The 15,759-nt window shown below is 56.6% G+C and carries 27 protein-coding genes; 9 read left to right on the forward strand and 18 right to left on the reverse strand.

Going from position 1 to position 15,759, the window contains the following annotated elements; genetic code table 11:
- Window positions 1-19 precede the first annotated feature (19 nt).
- The 16 genes from ACP7D9_RS27325 to ACP7D9_RS27400 form a co-directional block, all read right to left on the reverse strand.
- Window positions 20-202, reverse strand: coding sequence for a hypothetical protein (locus tag ACP7D9_RS27325; protein ID WP_047297581.1), 183 nt, complete (start codon window positions 200-202; stop codon window positions 20-22).
- Window positions 162-548, reverse strand: coding sequence for a hypothetical protein (locus ACP7D9_RS27330; protein ID WP_426160160.1), 387 nt, complete (start codon window positions 546-548; stop codon window positions 162-164). The genes ACP7D9_RS27325 and ACP7D9_RS27330 overlap by 41 nt, the downstream gene beginning before the upstream one ends.
- Complete coding sequence (locus ACP7D9_RS27335; protein ID WP_200582988.1) at window positions 545-868, reverse strand: phage holin, lambda family; 324 nt, start codon at window positions 866-868, stop codon at window positions 545-547. Before ACP7D9_RS27335 ends, ACP7D9_RS27330 begins: the two co-directional genes overlap by 4 nt.
- Window positions 869-1,000: 132 nt before the next feature.
- Complete coding sequence (locus tag ACP7D9_RS27340) at window positions 1,001-1,711, reverse strand: DUF1983 domain-containing protein (RefSeq protein ID WP_273507632.1); 711 nt, start codon at window positions 1,709-1,711, stop codon at window positions 1,001-1,003.
- 304 nt (window positions 1,712-2,015) lie between these two features.
- A complete protein-coding gene (locus tag ACP7D9_RS27345; protein WP_426160161.1) occupies window positions 2,016-2,528 on the reverse strand; it encodes an acyloxyacyl hydrolase in 513 nt (170 codons plus the stop codon).
- A gap of 224 nt (window positions 2,529-2,752) precedes the next feature.
- Window positions 2,753-3,292 carry a GIY-YIG nuclease family protein gene (locus tag ACP7D9_RS27350; protein WP_097191970.1) on the reverse strand — a complete coding sequence of 180 codons (540 nt, stop codon included), beginning with the start codon at window positions 3,290-3,292 and terminating at the stop codon, window positions 2,753-2,755.
- Window positions 3,293-3,387: 95 nt separating this feature from the next.
- Window positions 3,388-3,933, reverse strand: coding sequence for a hypothetical protein (locus ACP7D9_RS27355; RefSeq protein WP_426160162.1), 546 nt, complete (start codon window positions 3,931-3,933; stop codon window positions 3,388-3,390).
- Window positions 3,930-4,571, reverse strand: a complete 642-nt coding sequence (locus tag ACP7D9_RS27360) for a recombination protein NinG (RefSeq protein WP_426160163.1) — start codon at window positions 4,569-4,571, stop codon at window positions 3,930-3,932. Before ACP7D9_RS27360 ends, ACP7D9_RS27355 begins: the two co-directional genes overlap by 4 nt.
- A complete protein-coding gene (locus ACP7D9_RS27365) occupies window positions 4,568-5,038 on the reverse strand; it encodes a hypothetical protein (RefSeq protein ID WP_042559989.1) in 471 nt (156 codons plus the stop codon). Before ACP7D9_RS27365 ends, ACP7D9_RS27360 begins: the two co-directional genes overlap by 4 nt.
- Window positions 5,035-5,220, reverse strand: coding sequence for a hypothetical protein (locus ACP7D9_RS27370; protein WP_426160164.1), 186 nt, complete (start codon window positions 5,218-5,220; stop codon window positions 5,035-5,037). The genes ACP7D9_RS27365 and ACP7D9_RS27370 overlap by 4 nt, the downstream gene beginning before the upstream one ends.
- Before the next feature lie 38 nt (window positions 5,221-5,258).
- Entirely contained in the window at window positions 5,259-5,702 is a 444-nt protein-coding gene (locus ACP7D9_RS27375) for a hypothetical protein (protein ID WP_426160165.1), read from the reverse strand.
- A 1-nt stretch (window position 5,703) separates the two neighbouring features.
- On the reverse strand, window positions 5,704-7,086 hold the full coding sequence (gene dnaB / locus ACP7D9_RS27380) for a replicative DNA helicase (protein WP_426160166.1): 1,383 nt from the start codon (window positions 7,084-7,086) through the stop codon (window positions 5,704-5,706).
- On the reverse strand, window positions 7,079-7,876 hold the full coding sequence (locus tag ACP7D9_RS27385; protein ID WP_426160167.1) for a replication protein: 798 nt from the start codon (window positions 7,874-7,876) through the stop codon (window positions 7,079-7,081). The genes dnaB and ACP7D9_RS27385 overlap by 8 nt, the downstream gene beginning before the upstream one ends.
- A 2-nt stretch (window positions 7,877-7,878) precedes the next feature.
- Entirely contained in the window at window positions 7,879-8,187 is a 309-nt protein-coding gene (locus tag ACP7D9_RS27390; RefSeq protein ID WP_426160168.1) for a hypothetical protein, read from the reverse strand.
- Window positions 8,188-8,256: 69 nt separating this feature from the next.
- A complete protein-coding gene (locus ACP7D9_RS27395; protein WP_426160169.1) occupies window positions 8,257-8,682 on the reverse strand; it encodes a phage regulatory CII family protein in 426 nt (141 codons plus the stop codon).
- Window positions 8,683-8,966: 284 nt separating this feature from the next.
- Entirely contained in the window at window positions 8,967-9,206 is a 240-nt protein-coding gene (locus ACP7D9_RS27400) for a hypothetical protein (protein ID WP_426160170.1), read from the reverse strand.
- A gap of 83 nt (window positions 9,207-9,289) precedes the next feature.
- Here ACP7D9_RS27400 and ACP7D9_RS27405 point away from each other — a divergent pair, with 83 nt between their 5' ends.
- From ACP7D9_RS27405 to ACP7D9_RS27430, 6 genes are all read left to right on the forward strand, one after another.
- Window positions 9,290-10,141 (forward strand): LexA family transcriptional regulator, encoded by an 852-nt coding sequence (locus ACP7D9_RS27405; protein ID WP_426160221.1) that lies wholly within the window; start codon window positions 9,290-9,292, stop codon window positions 10,139-10,141.
- 3 nt (window positions 10,142-10,144) lie between these two features.
- Window positions 10,145-10,384 carry a hypothetical protein gene (locus ACP7D9_RS27410; protein WP_426160171.1) on the forward strand — a complete coding sequence of 80 codons (240 nt, stop codon included), beginning with the start codon at window positions 10,145-10,147 and terminating at the stop codon, window positions 10,382-10,384.
- A gap of 43 nt (window positions 10,385-10,427) precedes the next feature.
- Window positions 10,428-10,949 carry a DUF6978 family protein gene (locus ACP7D9_RS27415; protein ID WP_426160172.1) on the forward strand — a complete coding sequence of 174 codons (522 nt, stop codon included), beginning with the start codon at window positions 10,428-10,430 and terminating at the stop codon, window positions 10,947-10,949.
- Window positions 10,942-11,709, forward strand: coding sequence for a DUF1828 domain-containing protein (locus ACP7D9_RS27420; RefSeq protein WP_426160173.1), 768 nt, complete (start codon window positions 10,942-10,944; stop codon window positions 11,707-11,709). Before ACP7D9_RS27415 ends, ACP7D9_RS27420 begins: the two co-directional genes overlap by 8 nt.
- A 75-nt stretch (window positions 11,710-11,784) precedes the next feature.
- Window positions 11,785-12,036, forward strand: a complete 252-nt coding sequence (locus tag ACP7D9_RS27425) for a hypothetical protein (RefSeq protein ID WP_426160174.1) — start codon at window positions 11,785-11,787, stop codon at window positions 12,034-12,036.
- 264 nt (window positions 12,037-12,300) lie between these two features.
- The gene (locus ACP7D9_RS27430) at window positions 12,301-12,957 is read left to right on the forward strand and encodes a hypothetical protein (protein WP_426160175.1); all 657 of its coding nucleotides are present in this window, start codon (window positions 12,301-12,303) and stop codon (window positions 12,955-12,957) included.
- A gap of 48 nt (window positions 12,958-13,005) precedes the next feature.
- On the opposite strand, the gene ACP7D9_RS27435 is transcribed toward ACP7D9_RS27430, so the two are convergent.
- Complete coding sequence (locus ACP7D9_RS27435; RefSeq protein ID WP_426160176.1) at window positions 13,006-13,320, reverse strand: DUF1654 domain-containing protein; 315 nt, start codon at window positions 13,318-13,320, stop codon at window positions 13,006-13,008.
- A 632-nt stretch (window positions 13,321-13,952) separates the two neighbouring features.
- On the opposite strand from ACP7D9_RS27435, the gene ACP7D9_RS27440 reads away from it, so the two are divergent.
- Window positions 13,953-14,237: a hypothetical protein gene (locus ACP7D9_RS27440; RefSeq protein WP_426160177.1), complete on the forward strand. Its 285-nt coding sequence runs from the start codon at window positions 13,953-13,955 to the stop codon at window positions 14,235-14,237.
- A gap of 243 nt (window positions 14,238-14,480) precedes the next feature.
- On the opposite strand, the gene ACP7D9_RS27445 is transcribed toward ACP7D9_RS27440, so the two are convergent.
- Window positions 14,481-14,762: a hypothetical protein gene (locus tag ACP7D9_RS27445; RefSeq protein WP_057712065.1), complete on the reverse strand. Its 282-nt coding sequence runs from the start codon at window positions 14,760-14,762 to the stop codon at window positions 14,481-14,483.
- 210 nt (window positions 14,763-14,972) lie between these two features.
- Here ACP7D9_RS27445 and ACP7D9_RS27450 point away from each other — a divergent pair, with 210 nt between their 5' ends.
- Together ACP7D9_RS27450 and ACP7D9_RS27455 are read left to right on the forward strand one after the other, a co-directional pair.
- The gene (locus ACP7D9_RS27450; RefSeq protein ID WP_426160178.1) at window positions 14,973-15,221 is read left to right on the forward strand and encodes a hypothetical protein; all 249 of its coding nucleotides are present in this window, start codon (window positions 14,973-14,975) and stop codon (window positions 15,219-15,221) included.
- Window positions 15,222-15,304: 83 nt separating this feature from the next.
- Complete coding sequence (locus ACP7D9_RS27455; RefSeq protein ID WP_426160179.1) at window positions 15,305-15,658, forward strand: hypothetical protein; 354 nt, start codon at window positions 15,305-15,307, stop codon at window positions 15,656-15,658.
- The last annotated feature ends 101 nt before the right edge of the window (window positions 15,659-15,759 follow it).

The raw sequence follows: 15,759 nt of genomic DNA on the forward strand, positions 1-15,759 counted from the left end.
TCGCGAAACGTGTCGCGACCTACTTGCTCTGACTGCGCTTGATCTGCGCGTCCACCTGGTCTGCACAGGTGTCGAGCAGGTTGATGGCTTGGTTCTTCAGCTCCCACAGCTGGCCGTTGTCGGCGAGGTCTTCATCAGCTACCCGCTCACATGGCACCAGCTCAGGGGGCTCGACTCTTACCGCCGCTGTCTTTGTTACCACCGCCGGCTTTGCCGCGCAGGCCGTCAGGCAGAGGCTGAGCAGCCCAATCACGAACAGGCTTGCTGTTGCGTTTGAGTTCTTCAAAGTTCTTCTCCGCCTTTCGGGCTTTGACCTGGCTGGCCTGCAACCGCTTGCTCAGGTCTTTCTGGTAATCGGCGTTGCGCTGGGCTTCGGCGCGTAGCGTGGTGATCGTGGCCTGGCTTTCGAGGTTGGCGTCGACCGCCTTCTTCTTCTCGCTGGCTTCGAATGCCACCTCCCCGCGAAGGGCGACGACGCGCGACTGCTGAATCCCTATGAGGAGCAGGCCGACCAGGGCGATGATGATTGCAGCGGCGAAGGCCTTCATGCGGCATCTGCCTTGCGACCGAGGAAGCGGGTCACCAGCTCGCGAATGGCTGTCACGCCGAGGAACCCAATAGTCCCTCCGGCGGCGATCGATAGGCTTGAAGGCCAGGCCATCCACTCAATAACGCTGGACGCGACCAGACTCAGCGATCCGCAAATCAGCGCCTCGAAAATGATCCGGCGCACGCTGGTTTCTTTTCCGTCGTAGATGACGCGAAGCAAACAAACGGTGATGGCCATGATGACGCCCGCCATTAGCGGATTGCTCAACGCCAGCCAGATCTTGGCCCATGTGTCTGGCTTGTCAGGCATGTTTGGCATCCGGGTTGCCTCCCCCTTGGGGAGATTGATAAATCCGGCGTCCGCTGCACTCCCAGCTCGGAGCAATGGGTGTGGTGGAGCCGAAGAAGAAAAAGGCCTCGATCAATGTCAAGGCCTGAATAGGGATTGGCTTTAGGCCTGCTTTGGTGCCTGGGTGATCTTCACCAGGCCGTCAGGCAGGATTTCCATGTGGGATGCCTTCACGATGATGTCGGGCTTTAACTCGCCCGCCATGCCGATGCCGATTCCGAACCCAGCAGCATACGGCTGGCCGGTCGGTGACAGCTCAACCCGGACCGACCACTCACTCGCGACCTTGGCTTTGGCTATCGACGCCTCCTTCACCAGGTCATCGCGCAAATACACCTTGCCATCGGCGACAACGAAAGGGCTTGGCCCTTCAAGACTTCCAAGTCGAACGCGAATCTGGCCGTTATGGAAGATGCTGAAACCACCACCAACCAAGCCATTCATCTGAGCGGACACCGAAGCCTTTTCGATACGATCCGCGACCTCTTCGCAAGTCTCGAAGCGCTCATAGGTCAGCGTTGTACGAACATCCGAGCCGTCACGATCAAACGAGATATCCTCGGTTGTGATATCAGCACTAGCACGGCACTCGGCCGGGATCTTATCCAGCTCCGCACCGATAAAGGTGTGGTACTCAACGGCATTGGACGGGAGGTCGTAATCCGACCAAGAGCCCGCAGTCACACTGATAAGCCGAGGCTCGGCGCTGGCAGATGCGTCAGAACTATGAATCTCGAACTCGCCGGTGACCTCGTTGAATTTCCAGCCGGAAACGCCCGGCACGTAGTTGCTGGATTGGATAGAGCCGGACATTTGCTGTGCCTCATAACGAGAAAAGCCCCAGCGAATGCTGAGGCCCTGAACAGGTGCGCATGTCTTTCCACGCTGTCAGCCAAAGACCCTCTCTACGTCGACGCCCTAATGCATCGATCTCGCAGATTCGGTCTCGCGCTACCTCGTAAGCATGGTGAGGACGAGGTACGCGGGCTGCCGGTGTTTTGTCGTAGCACTGCACTTGCCGGCTTATCAGTGTCCAGGTCTTCCGTGAGGCTGCCCTGGCTGCAGTGAAACTCAGGCAATAAAAAAACCCGGCGCGATGGCCGGGTTCCTGGTCAGATCAAATCGAATGACTGTAGAAAAGTGCGTAAGACTCAATGCCATCGTTCGGTTCTTTGATGCCCGCGTTTGAATAGTGAGTAGCCCGAACACCTACCTTCTGCGTATCGCCGAACTTCAAGCCAGCGCCAATTCGGTCTTCGAAGTTGAAAGACGATCCGAATTTCTGGTCGCCAGCGTTAGTGCCCGAAAACATTGCGACACCCACACCAGCTTCGATGAACGGCTTTATGTCACCTTGACCAAACTCGTAAACGAAGACCGGGGCAAAGGAAAGAGAGTGGCGAGCACCAGCCTCTTTCCCCGACTCCCAATAGGTGTACCCCAAGTCCCAATATCCTGTCAGCTTACCTGTAGGGCTTTCCAACCACGCCTTATCCCAATTGAATCCCAGCGCAGCACGAGCAGTCAATCCGCCTTGGCTCGTGGCACCGAGGGCGCCTGAAAGTTCTACAGCTTGAGCGCCGTTACAAACAGCGCAAAAAACCAAAACCGATAGGATTTTTTTCTTCATTTTGTGACCAATAAGTTCTAAGAAGGGATCAATTTATTTACAACGGCACTATGAGTCAATGTGCCATCAATTCGTTCTCAGAAATTTTCAGTTGGCGCTTATGTCACTTTTTTTGGCAATAAAGGCGCAATGGAAACACGTTCGTTTAGGCAGATAGAACCCGGCGCTTGGCCGGGTTTATGGTTGCGTGTGCGTTTCGCGTTACTTGTGCACTATGGGAAGCGCTAAATCTTTTCGAATCCGTTGTTGATGCGCATTTTCTTGAGCTTGCTCATTGGAAGGCCTTTGGCGTCCCAGTGATAACCCTGCTCATTCCAGGCGCAAATCAACCCAGTCAAGCCTAGCCTGATTCGCTCATCTCGATCCTGGGCAAGCCGTTCACACATCACCTTTGCTGGATCCATGTGAAACCACTCCCCGCGCACATGATGATCTTGTAATTCGCGGTGCATCGCTGATTCGGCCTGCAGGCTGCCACGAAACACACAGTGCACAATCATTGGCTTTGGCGAGCCTACCTGCATACCAATCATGCGAGAGCTCAGCTCTGTCGCATAACCAATCTTGACGTATGGCTCGCCCTCCATGCCGACCACGTAAACGACCGGCCTGCCCTGCCATGGTGGTGGCGGTGCTTTTGGCTTTGGCTGGTGGCCGATGCAGTAATTAGTTTTCCCGAGAGCATCCTTGAGGCAGCGAGAGCGCTGGCAGATGCTGGGGAGGCAGGATGTATCAATATACGGGACTCTGTGAATCTGGGTCATTGCGTATCTCCAGATCCATCCTGCAATTACATGCTTCCTAAACACACGCACGAATCACAGGATGGACTAATAATGGCTCATTGGCTCAGCGATCGTCAAGCGGCTTGTGTACCAATGAGCCCCTCTGCATCCAAAAGGACTTGGGCAGACACCAAAGCCTCATCCACTTCGCGCTCCAGCGTCTTGCGAATATCCCGCCTCCACCGCTCTTGGGTCTTGATCGGGTGCGGCTCGTTCGACCAGTTGTCCATCTCGTACCAGCCAGCCGGCAGCACGTTGGTAGAGCGCTTTCCGTCCACGCCTGGCAGCCGAGGTAACGCCCAGGTCACGACGGCGCAGTGCAGAAAGCGTTCCGGCGCCGGTGAGCGAATCGCCCGGGTCAGCTCAGCAATCGCCGCGTGCTTGCGCTCAGTGTGTGTGGAGAACTTCGCCACCAGGGCGCGCCAGTGCTCGGCCGACAGCGCCTTATGCAGCCGCCCGAACACCCAGCAGTCAGTCAGGAATGCAGCCTGCTTGCCGACAATCTCCCCCTTCTGCTTGGCGCACTGTACCTTTGGCTCAAAGTCGCAGCCGCCGGCGGAACTGATGGTCTCGGCCGCAAGGGCGCGAACTACTGCTGAAACAACGTTGCGATAGGTCATGCTGCAGCCCTCTTGAGTTCTCTGGTCTTTGCCCGGTATTCGGCGGTGATGGCTTTCAGTTGCTCTATGGTTTCCTTGCGCGGCGTGTGGTCGGCCTCCAGCGCCTCAACAGCCTCCAGACCGATGCGGGCGATCAGCCCTTCCCGGAACGCCTGCGAAACCGTTTGGCCCTTTCGGGCGTACTTGGACGACCCGGCATTACAGCTCTTGCACTGCAACCAGATGTTGTTCGGCACCAGCCGCAGCTCGGGACGGGCACCCTTACCGAGGAAATGACCTGCGTCGAATGCCCCGCCAGTCTTCCAGCCCTGGGCTGCGCGGATCTCTTCCTGGCTCAGGCCGCAGCTCATACAGCCGCTGCCGATGCTCAGCTCGTAGGTGCGTCGATAGTCCCGCAAAGCCTTCTCGGAATCCTTCATGTGGTCGGCGCGACTTTTCAGGGCCTCCTTGCGGACCTTGATGTTCTTGCGCTCAATGTCGGCCAGCGCCTTGCGGGCCTTCGGCGCGTGCCTTGGCGCGTCGATCATTGCGCAGGCCGGACTGCAAACCGCCTGCCCCATCCGCGACGGGACGAATGAGGCCCTGCAAGTGGCGACTCTGCATTTCTTCGGCTTGGGCTGCTTCCGTTCAATCGTCATGCGGCCTCCTGGCTCAGCAAATCATCGAAGTACACGCCCTGCGGTGCGAAGCGCGCGACAATGCGATCGGTGTAGGCAATGCCCTGGGAGCGATTGAACAGACTGGTAACCGGGAAACCGTCCGGACCGAACAAATGGCACTCGCCCATCATGTCGAGCTTGGTTTCGTACGGGAGGTGCCGCATCACCCGGTACCACTCAGCCTGAAACCCAGCATCTTCGTTCAGCAGGATCTGCACGCCTATGTGCAGCTTGCAGTAGCGACGGGCTTCAGCCTCATCGCCGATCTGGGTCATTTCCGCGATGCGCTTGTACATCGCGAACCACAGCCGGTTCTGGTCTAGCGTGCGGTCCTTGCCCGGGCGCAGGGATACCACGACGAACTTCTTGTCGCGGAACATGGTGCTGAGCTTGGTGATCGCCTCGGAGAGCTTGGCCTGGCAGTTGACGCTGATCTTGTCAGTCATGACTGCACCCCCGTCTTTTTGCTGATCTTCCCTTCAGCCTCAAGCTGCCGCATGGTCGCTCGCAGAGTTTTCAGGTCGTAGATCCTGATCAGCGCTCGCAGGCTCTTGTTCGCGAGCGCGGCAAGTGCGCAGCCGACCACAAAGAGCATTGCCGCGATAAGCACCAAGCCGCCGACGATCATTGAGCCGTAACCGAGCCACAAAGCGATTGTGTCCAGTGTCATGGCTGCACCGCCTTGGCCATGGCCAGATAGTCCGATTCCTTCTCCGGCGAGTAGAAACCAGCTCCCACCACCTCTTCGTGCAGCTTGCGCATATCCCCGAGAGCACACTCCAGCATGCGGGCGTGGCTGACGCCGTTGTTCGGCCGACCAAGCCCTTTCTGGTCGTAATAGCCTGGGCAGCCGAGAGCGTGATCACTGCGAATAGCCATGCTCATGAGCAGGCCGGCCGACGGCTCTACGGGCACAAGCACTTTGCCTTCACGCTCTTTGCGCAGAGCTTCGTTCTCGGCCAGCAGCTCCAGCGCCACCTCCTCCACGGTCTTCTCCCCGAGGAATTCCTGCAGCGCCTCGGTGTTGCGCTTCCAGTCTGCGCAGTCGGCACGGAATGACGCGGCTTCGGCCCACAGCAGCTTCTGGAGTTTTTGTTTGTCGATGGTCATGTCAGATGCGCTCCTTCTTGGCGTAGCGACTGGAGAGAGATGCGACTTTCGACGGCTGAGCTTCGACGGGCTCAGGCCTCCAACCGGCAGCCAGGTTCTCGAATCGGTTGTATTGGCCGAGAAACGCGGCGCGGACGGTGCCGGTCTCAACATCACGACCCTTGCCCACGATGATTTCGGCGATGCCCTTGGCCTCGCTGTTTTCGTGGTAAACCTCGTCGCGGTAAACGAACAGGATCACGTCGGCGTCCTGCTCGATCGCGCCGGATTCGCGCAGATCGGAAGGCACGGGGCGTTTGTTGGGGCGCTCCTCGCACTTGCGGGATAGCTGACTCAGCAACACGACCGGTATGCCGAGCTCGCGGGCGAGCAGCTTGCAGCCGCGGCTGATGCTGCTGACCTCTTCCGTACGGTTGCCGCCCTCTCCTTCCATGAGCTGCAGGTAGTCGATCATCAAAATGTCGAGCCCGTAGCGCATCTTGTGGCGGCGAGCCAGCGAGCGAATTCGGCCCACCGTGGCGCCAGCGCGATCAGCGATGAACAGCTTTGCTTTTTTGAGTTTGGAAACGGCCACGCCAAGGGCGTCGCCATGGCTCTGGCAGGCTGTACCGTTCTTGATCAAGTTGAGCGGAATCTTGCCCTCGGACGCAGTCGCGCGGTCGATCAGTTGGCCCTTGCTCATTTCGAGGCTTACCACTAGCCCCGACTTGCCTTGGCGCACGGTGGCGTCGGTCAGGAAGCCCATCGCCAACGTGGTTTTGCCCATGGCTGGACGACCAGCGACGATGATCAGCTGCTCGGGCTGCAGGCCCCCAAGTTGTTCGTCCAGGTCCTTCAACCCGGTGGACAGGCCGATCAGCGTCTGCCCGCTCTCATGGCGGTCGTGGCGCTCCTGCCAAACTTCAAGCTGGTCGACCAGAACGTCCGACGCCCTCACGACTTCGTCCGCATCCGATCCACTGTCGATCGCCATGGCAGCGGCCTGAATCGCGGCGATTTTCGACTGTGTGTCTTGGTTGCCGTGCGCGATCTCCATTGCTTGGCTACCCAGCTCATACAGGGCCCGGCTGATTGCGCGCTCACGAACGATGCACGCGTAGGTGGATGCATTGGCCACGCTCGGAGTGTTCTTCACGATCTCCGCGCAGTAGGCGAAGGCTGGCGAACCGTCTGCCATGGAACCGATGTGATTGCCGACCGAAAGGAAATCCACCGCCTGCCCGGCTGAACGAACCGCCATGATCCCGCGATACACGTCAGCATTTTCCGGGAAGTAGAACGACTCGGCCGACAGGTCATCGCTCAAGGTGTCGATCAGCTCCGCGCGCTGCATCATGGCGCCCAGCAGGCCGTGTTCGGCCTCGATGCTGTAGGGATCACGCATGGTAATTCCCCTCTACGACCTTGACGAAGTTGCGGGGGGCGATCAGCCAGTCGAACGAAGCGCGGAACGGTTTGGTGCCGAAACGCCCTTCCACCTTGCCCATCAGGAAGTTCGAGGCTTTCACGGATTCGAAGTACTCACGCCAGAACGCCAGGTCGCGATGAGCTTCGTGCTCACGCCACCGGCCTTGCAGGTGCTGCTGGCGGGTTTTGTTGATCAGGGTTACGGCTGGCAGCTCAGGGAGGATTTCGTGATACAGGTCGACAATGGCCCGGTGTGGGCATGCGTCGGTTTTCACCTTCGAGATTTTTTCCGGCGCCGCTTCCGGTTGACGCTCGGCGTCGACGACTACCTCGTCAGAGGTAGTAGTTGTATTTGTGTCTTTATTGTGTGGTGGAAACGCCACTAAGGACGTGGTGGAAACGCCACACTGTGGCTCTTTTTGGGTGGTGGTTTTCCGGTTGTTTTTTGCGTCGATTCGCCACTCGCGAACAGGGGAAATACCGATCGGCGCCTTGCTGCCACCGTCGCGGTAAATGACCCGCTGGCGCAGCAGTTCGCCGATGATGCGGGATACGTCCTCACGGTGAATGTTCGCCATCTCAGCGATGTAGGAGGCGGCAATGCGGGCACTGTCGAGATTGTACCCGGCGGTTTGCCGGTGAATGGCCAGGGCAACACGAAGCTCACGCCCAGATAGGTCGGCCCGTATCAGGGCCTCATAAAGATCGTTGTCCATCCGGGTAAACCCCCCGGGGCTTTTTGCGTTGAGTTGGAATACGTTGCTCATGCCTATTTCGCCTTCGTGGCAGCGTCAGGACGCGCAAGGGACGCGATCAGATGCCCGGGGCATTCGCGCTTCGCCTGCTTCTTGGCTTGAGCTGTAAATTGATGAGGGATCTTCTCTGCGGCCTTCATGGCCTCGGCCTGGTGGTATTCGCGCGAGCCGTCGGCGGCTTGTGCCGGGGTGTCGATGGCGGACAAAACCCGGGTTACACCCTGGGCGATGCTGAAATAATTGGTACGCGACACGGAATGAGAATTCTGAAAACGTGTCGCGACACTGGCCGGGGTATTGATCGTTTGAATGGATTGGTGCATGATTTGCTCCAGTTGTTTACCGCTGTAGAAGAAGCCGACCTCGTACGTCGGCTTTTTTGTGTCTGAAATTCAGGCTGCCTTCACGGACTGCTTGAACACTTCCAAGCTGACGATTACTTCCTCAGCCTCCTTGAGCAGGCTCGTTTTCTCGACCGAGCAGACGCGACCATCAGCCTGCGCGTCGAACGCAAGCCGGGTAACATCGGCAAGGTCGGCATGCAGTCGAAGCAGAGCGGCGTTGAGGTTGATCCCTTCCGGCCGCTGCTTCGGGACCAGGTCGAAACCGAACGCCTCTGCCCAAGCCTTGAGCGGGCGGAAGTCTTGGGTGAACTTCATGATCCGGTGCAACTCTTCCACGTTCATGCGGTGGGTGTCGTAGTCCGGGTTTGCCTTCTGCGAAAGCAACGTTCGGGATTTGAAGTCCGCGCCCTCTGCGATCTTTTTGGTGCCATGGTCGTCAACCACGTCGTAGATCGCTCTCATCAACTCCTGCATGTCACACCTCAAAAATTGTTACGTGGCGTTGCGCCATCAACGACGCGATGATCTGTTCATCAACTGATCAGGGACGCATCCATGACCGACTATTCCGAACTGCAAGGCGAGATAACCGCCCTTTGCTGCTTTATGGCTGCCTTGGCATCCACCCTGCCCTTGTCTTCTCAGCTGAGGCTTTGGCCTACGTTTGAATCGAAGGCACATCTGTTGCGCACTCAGCTTGGTCGGGATGCCCTTCGGGGCTTCGAGCAAGCGACGATCTCGCTCAGCTCAAAGAGACGTTAGGCGGCGGTCTTATTCGGCTTCGCTTCCAGGAGCAGCCAAGACGCGTCGAAAGGCTTGCCATTGGCCTCTGCCAGTGCAGCGATCCTTTCCGCGTAACGCGTCTCGCCGGTGTATTCGGTACGCGGCAGGCAATCGGCAGTCAGCCACTTATAAATGGCGCGTGGAGACTTCCCGCACGCCAGGGCAACCACTGGAACGCCGCCGGCGTCATCAATCGATTTTTTAAGCGGGCTCATGTGGCCTCCGGGCTAATTATGAACTTGCAGTACATATTATGTCGGAACTGAAAGTACATGCAAGGCCATGCGATATTGAACCTATGGTTCAAATAGAAGAGATTCGCGCCGCGTTTGCCTCCCGCCTCAAAAAATCACTTGCCGAGAAGGGCATTGATCAATGGGGGGCGGGCGCTCGCTTGGCGGAAATGACAAAAGTCACCCCAAAGGCTGCCAGCAAATGGCTCAACGGGGAGTCGATACCTGGCGCAGCAAAAATGCAGACGATTGCCGAAAACCTCGGCGTCAAGATCGAATGGCTGCAACATGGTTCTGGCGAAGGACCGGGGCCACTAGTCGACAGGATTGATGGTGAATCCTCGACTGCCGCTGACAAGCTCCGCCAAATGCTCGCCGGCAAATCATTGGGCGAAGACCGCCTCCAGAAGCTGCTGGCTGTCGCTGAGGGCAACGAGGCGGAGGGAACTGTTGAAGTGCTGGTAAGCGATGCCTATCGGCCTGGCAAGGTCGGCGATGAGGTGTGGATCGCGCACTACGACGTGCGCGGAGCGCTTGGCGGCGGCGAGGTTGCTCATGATTTCCCGGAGATGCTGCAGGATGTGCGCGTCAGCCCTTCCCAACTCCGCTCTATGGGGGTTGAGTTCAAGGAGCACTATCACCTGAAGGTGATCACTGGTTGGGGCCAGTCGATGACGCCAACGATCAAGCATGGCGACCCGTGCCTGGTGGACATCAGCATTAAGGATTTCATCGGCGACGGTATTTATTATTTCTCGTACCAGGGCTTTCAGTACATCAAGCGCCTGCAGATGAAGGGAAAAGACAAATTCAAGATGATCTCGGATAACCGGAAGCATAAGGCCGAGGACATCTTCATCGACGAGACCTACATCCAGGCGCGCGTGCTGTTCGTGTGGAATGGGAATCTGGTGTAGCCCATGCCCGTCACCAAACCCAGCCAGCAATTGCGCCGCGATCTGAAAGAGGCTGCTGCCCTACTCAAGTGGTCAGGCGTCGATCTGATGCAGGCTGCCGTGCGGCTGTCAGAGGCTGGACAGGAAGACGAGGCCAAGGAGCTGCTAAAGATTGCAGCGAGCTACCAGGCTGTTGAAGATCGGCTGGCGGGTTATGCGGATGAGGTTAGGGATCAGCGCATCACCAGGGCGAAACCGGAGTAGGAAGTAACCCGAAAAATCCCATTCATATCTCAAGGACGAAGACGTGGTAGACACGCTCCTTACTGATGCGCAGATCAATGATCTGCTCACTTGCAATAAAACCATATCAAACCCCGGCGCCCGCTGGAAAGATATGCAGTCGTGCAAGCAGAAGAACTACGATGTAGTCTCGGATGATGGCGCAGAATTCGAAATTTACTTGCGACAGAACTCCAGGATTGCGCATAGCTTCTCGTGCGGGATATTTCTAAAGCACCCTTCCGGCGATACGATCACGCTAGCGCGATACAACGGCAGCTGCCATCCTCATCAGAATGTGCTTGAGGATGGGGAGCGGATTGATTTCACTCCGCACATCCATCGCGCAACGGAGCGCTACATGCTTGCTGGCAGAAAGCCAGAGCATTACGCCGTCGCCACGAACGCCTACACTGATCTTGAGGGCGCGCTTTGGGCAATGATTGAAGACTGCAATATTTCAGGCCTACAAAAGCCCGTCCCGCCAACAATCGAGAACGGGGCAAGCAAGGGTATGACGACACAGCTGAGTTTTTTTGATGAATGAACTGACTGAAATCCGCGAATCACTCTGCACAGCCTTCTGCGAAGATGTGGCTGTGCGTGAGTGCGGGGATTTGCTGGCGGTATCTCTCCCTCTAGTCGCGCGCGATGGGGATCAGTTCACTGCTTATCTAGCCAGGACGTCTGGCGGCTGGCGGTTGTCCGATGCTGGCACAACAATGATGCGCCTGAGCTACGAGAACGACATTTCAAAATACTCAACTGGCTCGCGAGGAAAGTTCTACCAAGGGATCCTGGCAGAATCCGGGCTGCGCGATGACGATGGTGAAATTTTCATTGAGGTTCCAGCGGATAAGCTGGTGCGGGGTCTGTTCGACCTGACTCAGGGTTTGTCGCGCGTTGAAGACATGGCGCTATGGTCGCGCTCCCGTCTTGGTTCGACGTTCTACGATGATTTGCGGGCAGCCTTGAAATCTATCCTCCCTGCTGACAGCTTTGAGGAAAACTATGTGCCTAAGATTGCGGATGGCCCGGCCTACACGGTCGATTACCGAATACAGTCGCAAGGTCGGCCCATTTATCTCTTCGGAGTAAACGGCAAAGACAAAGCGAGAATCACCACAATTACCCTACTGCACCTGAAGCAGGTTGGGGAGTCATTCACCTCGATCATCGTTTGCAGCGATTTCTCTTCTCTTCCAAAACAAGATCACACACGCTTGCTCAAGGCAGCGAATGATTTTGTGCCGGACATTGCTGATATTGATAACTTCAGAGACAAGGTTCTTCACCACATTCGTTAAGCCCGGCCCAGCGCCGGGCTTCTCGTATTTGTCGTTACGCGCTAGGATCAGTGCTCATATTCGACCAGGTCACGCATGAAGCTCAATGCGAATAAACTTGCCAAGTACACCACGTTAGTAAGCGCGTGCGCCTGCGTAGCCTTTGCGGCCTACATCGTTGGCAGAGAGCTAGGTTATCTCCGCACCAAGATCGGTAGCCACGAAGTCGGGAGTTCGACGTCTGTTACCCTGCACTGGCCCGACGGCAATGCCAATTTAATGAAGCTACAGCTACCCCATCAGAACGCCAAAGAGCTGCATCGCAGTGATGAAAGAGGCGGACATTAAATTTCACAAATTTTTCACATATCGATGCGTAGTGTAAAAAGCGCTCCTTGCAACACGTTAAGCCCGCTAACCCCCATCGCGTGCTTTTCTTTGCCTGCGATTTGATAACATGAAGCCTACCCAGCGCAGGGCTTCTTGTTTCTGCCCTCCCCTGACCTGAGCCATAGCCTGCCATTGAACGGGACTTCATACCCATCCCGCCCGATAATGGTGGCGCTAGGCCACGAATGGTAAAGTGCGGGCTTTCATGTGGAGAGCTTAAGGATGAAGGCTTCAATAACTGCGGTCGCTAGCGCGGCCCTGGTCGCGGTCGGTTGTTGGTTTGGATGGGGCGCTTACCAAAGCCACCAAGAAAGCAGCCAGGCATTAAGCGCGATCCAGGCATCAACGGTTTTATTCGAGAGGCAGCTTTCCGCTCGGAATGAGGATGGAATAACGCTCGTTGAGTATTCGAACCGCGCTTCGAGCGTCTTGGAATCACTGGACAAAGAGGCTGGCAAACTGGCTTCAATGGACTGGTCATATCGCCCTGCTGATAGAGATACGGCGCTCGCATTCATTGACGAGTGCAAGGCAATGACAAGGCTTGCTTCCTCTAGGGTTCGCCTTATGGTGGAGGAGAGTAACGCCCAACAAACATATGATCGGGCGACCAAGGAGCTCCACGAAGCATCATCTTCAGAAAGGGAGTGGAAGCACAAAAGGTTCGCTGCCGCTTCAGATGATCTGATAGCCGCCCTCCAAAAGAGGATCGATATATCCAAAGAAGCAAAAGGGAAAATTGAGAAGTTTCTTGTCGCTGATGATGCTGTGAAAACTTCCTTTGGCGAGAACAAAGGGCTCTCGCAGCCCGTGGCCGACGACCTTAGAAAAAGCATCTCGCCTACCCCTTCAGAAAAAAATAGCGACGCAAAAAGCTAATCTCTCGTGAACCTCGAAGCCCGCCATTTAGCGGGCTTTTTTTGCTGATCAGAAAGGCGCCACCTCCATCTCGGGCTCTCGCTCGACCTCTGCAGGACCCTCAACATCGTCTGAAGGCTCCCAACGCAGCGTTATCGATTCATCCTCATCATGAAACATCATGTTGATGCCGTCGGCTTCCGACAACGCGCCCAATATCTCCGACCATTCCTTCTCCCCGTCCGTATCGAGCCGATGTACCCGCACCTCACGCCGCTCCTGGGCGATTGGGTGATTGATCATCGACGACACGCGCAGCACAAGCCGCTCCATCGGGTTCATTGGTGTGATTCCTGAGTCGTTCTTCTTGCTCTGCCGCGCCATAAACACCTCCTTAGCAAATGCTGTACATGCATCCAGTAGTCGAGCGCGAGCATAGCGAACCTTGGGTTCAGCGTAAATCCCATTCCGACCGCCAATTTCTGAACCTAAAAATGAACCGGACAGAAATTATGTACTTTTGGTACTTGACGCAATGTGAACCAGTAGTTCATATTTACTCCATCGCAGCGACACACAGCCACTGCGAAGGGCCTCAACAGGACCGCCGCTCTTTAACAACCCAAACCATTCGCGGATCGATCCCCGGAAACGGGCAGCCCTTGAGGCATCGCTGGAAACGGCGAACATCGCGAACCATAAATTTCGATCCCCATGTCAGCTCTGGAACTGAACCACGCCCGGATCTGGTTACCGGGCCAGATCGACCTGCTGATGCATCTGGATTCAGCAGTCACCGACCTGCGCTGTGAGTACTCCCTGCCGGAGCCAAGATGAGGCGCTTTACCGGCACAGTGCGAAGCAGTGACTTAAATGCGCCTCCCGGGATGGCGAGTAATCCCGTACCGACAGCCAGATGATTCAAGCCAGTGACGGCCGCCAGCAGCGGGTCACGAAGAACAGATTTACTGATGCCGCTTCGATGAGGCGGCATTGGAAATCCAGAGGATAAAGAAATGAACGACATCAAATCAAAATGGCCGCTTTTGTTGATCGTGGTTCCCGCGGCATTCGCGGTCGTGAGCTTCATCAACATGCAGGAAGCCATGTTTGAGGCGGGCTGCAAAATGGGCGTGACTGACGATCAGTCGAGGCTCTTATGCAAGAAGCTGGCACACGCTTTCAGCTGGGGCTTCAAGTCGGACGTTGCATGGGGAGATGAGACTTGGCGGTTCGATAGCGATCTTTATCGCTACATCCCGGACGGCGTGAAGGTAGACAAGACGAAGTACCTGCAATGAATAGCCGGTTCGCTTCATCGCGGACCGGATGCTCTCCAGGTGGCCCTACTCAGGACCACGCGGAAAGCAGGAGATTGAGATGAACGAAGAACAGATCGAACGGTTTCGCCAGATCGTTCAGGAGATAGCGACGGATGAAAGCGTCACTTTTGATGAGGCTTTCGCCATCGCTTCAAACTACCTGGCCTACTGGGTAAGTGAAATGCCCAAAGGAAGACCTTCCGCTGGCGGCGGTAGTTCGTCTCAGGCTGGTCGAAGCCAGCCAGACCAGTCGCTTGACTCAGAGACAAACACTGAAGGATCGGCCGGGTAGGAGAAGGGGGCGGCAATAGTCTTAACTTTCTCCCTCAGCTCATAGGTTCCCAGCGAGCTTGCTCCGTAGTAGGTGCCAGGCGGCATCCTGAGAACCCCATTATCTCCTTGAACTGTCCTCTTGAGGCCAAGCGCTTCCAGCGCCTTATGTAGGTCTGCGTATTCCTCGCTGTCAGCCTTGAAAATCTCAACCCGCACCATGTAATTCGCCATAACGACATTCCTTGTTTCGACTGTGGAGGCCGGAGCATATGGGTTTCCCTCGACTGTGGAAAGCGAGGAAACAGGGAGCCTGCCCCTGTAAAAACAGGTCACTAAATCAGATTCAAGCCGGTGACCGACGCCAGTAGCGGGTCACGGCGCCACAGATTTACTGATGCCGCTTCGACGAGGCGGCATTGGAAATCAACTGGGAGCAAGACGATGAGCATGATCGAAGTGAGCAGAGACCATTTCTTCCAGGCTGTAGGCGGGCCGGAAAACATCCACCCAACTCCTTGGCCTGAGTTCTCGGAATGGAAAAACCTAAACACCCACGCAACTGTCGGCAGGTCGCAGCCTGGTTATCTGAACAGCTTTGGCACTCCCAAGCGGTACTGGTTGGAAGAGTCGTTCGCCAGCCGCAAGCCATTGAAGTCTGCGGCCGGCCAGCAAGACCTGTTCGCAGCATGACGGGCCTTTTCATTGATGCACCTGGTGACGGGTGCATTGGGAAAACAACCGACAAGTCAGACTTGACTGTTCGAGGTGAGTAGATGGAAAGCGACAGTGAATTGAGCGCAGCCGACAGGATTCTCGCGAGGGTCGGCAAAGGGCCAAGCCTCGAAGATGCTCTGAAGGAAAGCGCAGCGGCTGCCAAAGCGCCGTCTCGGATCAGTCAGATCCTCGGCAAGGATGCGCCAGTACAGCAGCGCTACACGAAGGCGCGGCGCCGCAAGGAGCGCCGGGATATCTCGGAGAAGTCGCTTCGCGAAGGTATCAAACGCATCAAGGAGGCGCGCCGTACCGCGCCGAAGGAATGGGAGCGGGCCTACAACAGCGCTATCAGCCAGATCGAAATTCTTCTGGATGAAATCCTCGCCAAACAGTGGGCGCCGGCTGAGTTGTAAACCCAAAGTTTACAACTGCCCGATCCTCTCTATGAGAGCGCATCGGGGTGTGATCTGAGGCTAAGTCTCGGGCAGCGGATGTGCCAACCGGTCGCCTACAG

The sequence above is a fragment of the Pseudomonas sp. TSRC2-2 genome, assembly GCF_049897785.1.
Lineage (GTDB): Bacteria > Pseudomonadota > Gammaproteobacteria > Pseudomonadales > Pseudomonadaceae > Aquipseudomonas.

Bases quoted from the DNA above. Each gene is read 5' to 3' on its own strand.
- ACP7D9_RS27405 (WP_426160221.1), top strand. From the start codon at position 9,290: ATGGTTCAAATAGAAGAGATTCGCGCCGCGTTTGCCTCCCGCCTCAAA.
- ACP7D9_RS27430 (WP_426160175.1), top strand. From the start codon at position 12,301: ATGAAGGCTTCAATAACTGCGGTCGCTAGCGCGGCCCTGGTCGCGGTC.
- ACP7D9_RS27410 (WP_426160171.1), top strand. From the start codon at position 10,145: ATGCCCGTCACCAAACCCAGCCAGCAATTGCGCCGCGATCTGAAAGAG.
- ACP7D9_RS27385 (WP_426160167.1), bottom strand. From the start codon at position 7,876: ATGAGCAACGTATTCCAACTCAACGCAAAAAGCCCCGGGGGGTTTACC.
- ACP7D9_RS27425 (WP_426160174.1), top strand. From the start codon at position 11,785: ATGAAGCTCAATGCGAATAAACTTGCCAAGTACACCACGTTAGTAAGC.
- ACP7D9_RS27390 (WP_426160168.1), bottom strand. From the start codon at position 8,187: ATGCACCAATCCATTCAAACGATCAATACCCCGGCCAGTGTCGCGACA.
- ACP7D9_RS27435 (WP_426160176.1), bottom strand. From the start codon at position 13,320: ATGGCGCGGCAGAGCAAGAAGAACGACTCAGGAATCACACCAATGAAC.
- ACP7D9_RS27350 (WP_097191970.1), bottom strand. From the start codon at position 3,292: ATGACCCAGATTCACAGAGTCCCGTATATTGATACATCCTGCCTCCCC.
- ACP7D9_RS27360 (WP_426160163.1), bottom strand. From the start codon at position 4,571: ATGACGATTGAACGGAAGCAGCCCAAGCCGAAGAAATGCAGAGTCGCC.
- ACP7D9_RS27440 (WP_426160177.1), top strand. From the start codon at position 13,953: ATGAACGACATCAAATCAAAATGGCCGCTTTTGTTGATCGTGGTTCCC.
- ACP7D9_RS27420 (WP_426160173.1), top strand. From the start codon at position 10,942: ATGAATGAACTGACTGAAATCCGCGAATCACTCTGCACAGCCTTCTGC.
- ACP7D9_RS27445 (WP_057712065.1), bottom strand. From the start codon at position 14,762: ATGGCGAATTACATGGTGCGGGTTGAGATTTTCAAGGCTGACAGCGAG.
- ACP7D9_RS27335 (WP_200582988.1), bottom strand. From the start codon at position 868: ATGCCAAACATGCCTGACAAGCCAGACACATGGGCCAAGATCTGGCTG.
- ACP7D9_RS27400 (WP_426160170.1), bottom strand. From the start codon at position 9,206: ATGAGCCCGCTTAAAAAATCGATTGATGACGCCGGCGGCGTTCCAGTG.
- ACP7D9_RS27450 (WP_426160178.1), top strand. From the start codon at position 14,973: ATGAGCATGATCGAAGTGAGCAGAGACCATTTCTTCCAGGCTGTAGGC.
- ACP7D9_RS27365 (WP_042559989.1), bottom strand. From the start codon at position 5,038: ATGACTGACAAGATCAGCGTCAACTGCCAGGCCAAGCTCTCCGAGGCG.
- ACP7D9_RS27395 (WP_426160169.1), bottom strand. From the start codon at position 8,682: ATGCAGGAGTTGATGAGAGCGATCTACGACGTGGTTGACGACCATGGC.
- ACP7D9_RS27370 (WP_426160164.1), bottom strand. From the start codon at position 5,220: ATGATCGTCGGCGGCTTGGTGCTTATCGCGGCAATGCTCTTTGTGGTC.
- ACP7D9_RS27355 (WP_426160162.1), bottom strand. From the start codon at position 3,933: ATGACCTATCGCAACGTTGTTTCAGCAGTAGTTCGCGCCCTTGCGGCC.
- dnaB (WP_426160166.1), bottom strand. From the start codon at position 7,086: ATGCGTGATCCCTACAGCATCGAGGCCGAACACGGCCTGCTGGGCGCC.
- ACP7D9_RS27330 (WP_426160160.1), bottom strand. From the start codon at position 548: ATGAAGGCCTTCGCCGCTGCAATCATCATCGCCCTGGTCGGCCTGCTC.
- ACP7D9_RS27455 (WP_426160179.1), top strand. From the start codon at position 15,305: ATGGAAAGCGACAGTGAATTGAGCGCAGCCGACAGGATTCTCGCGAGG.
- ACP7D9_RS27375 (WP_426160165.1), bottom strand. From the start codon at position 5,702: ATGACCATCGACAAACAAAAACTCCAGAAGCTGCTGTGGGCCGAAGCC.
- ACP7D9_RS27345 (WP_426160161.1), bottom strand. From the start codon at position 2,528: ATGAAGAAAAAAATCCTATCGGTTTTGGTTTTTTGCGCTGTTTGTAAC.
- ACP7D9_RS27340 (WP_273507632.1), bottom strand. From the start codon at position 1,711: ATGTCCGGCTCTATCCAATCCAGCAACTACGTGCCGGGCGTTTCCGGC.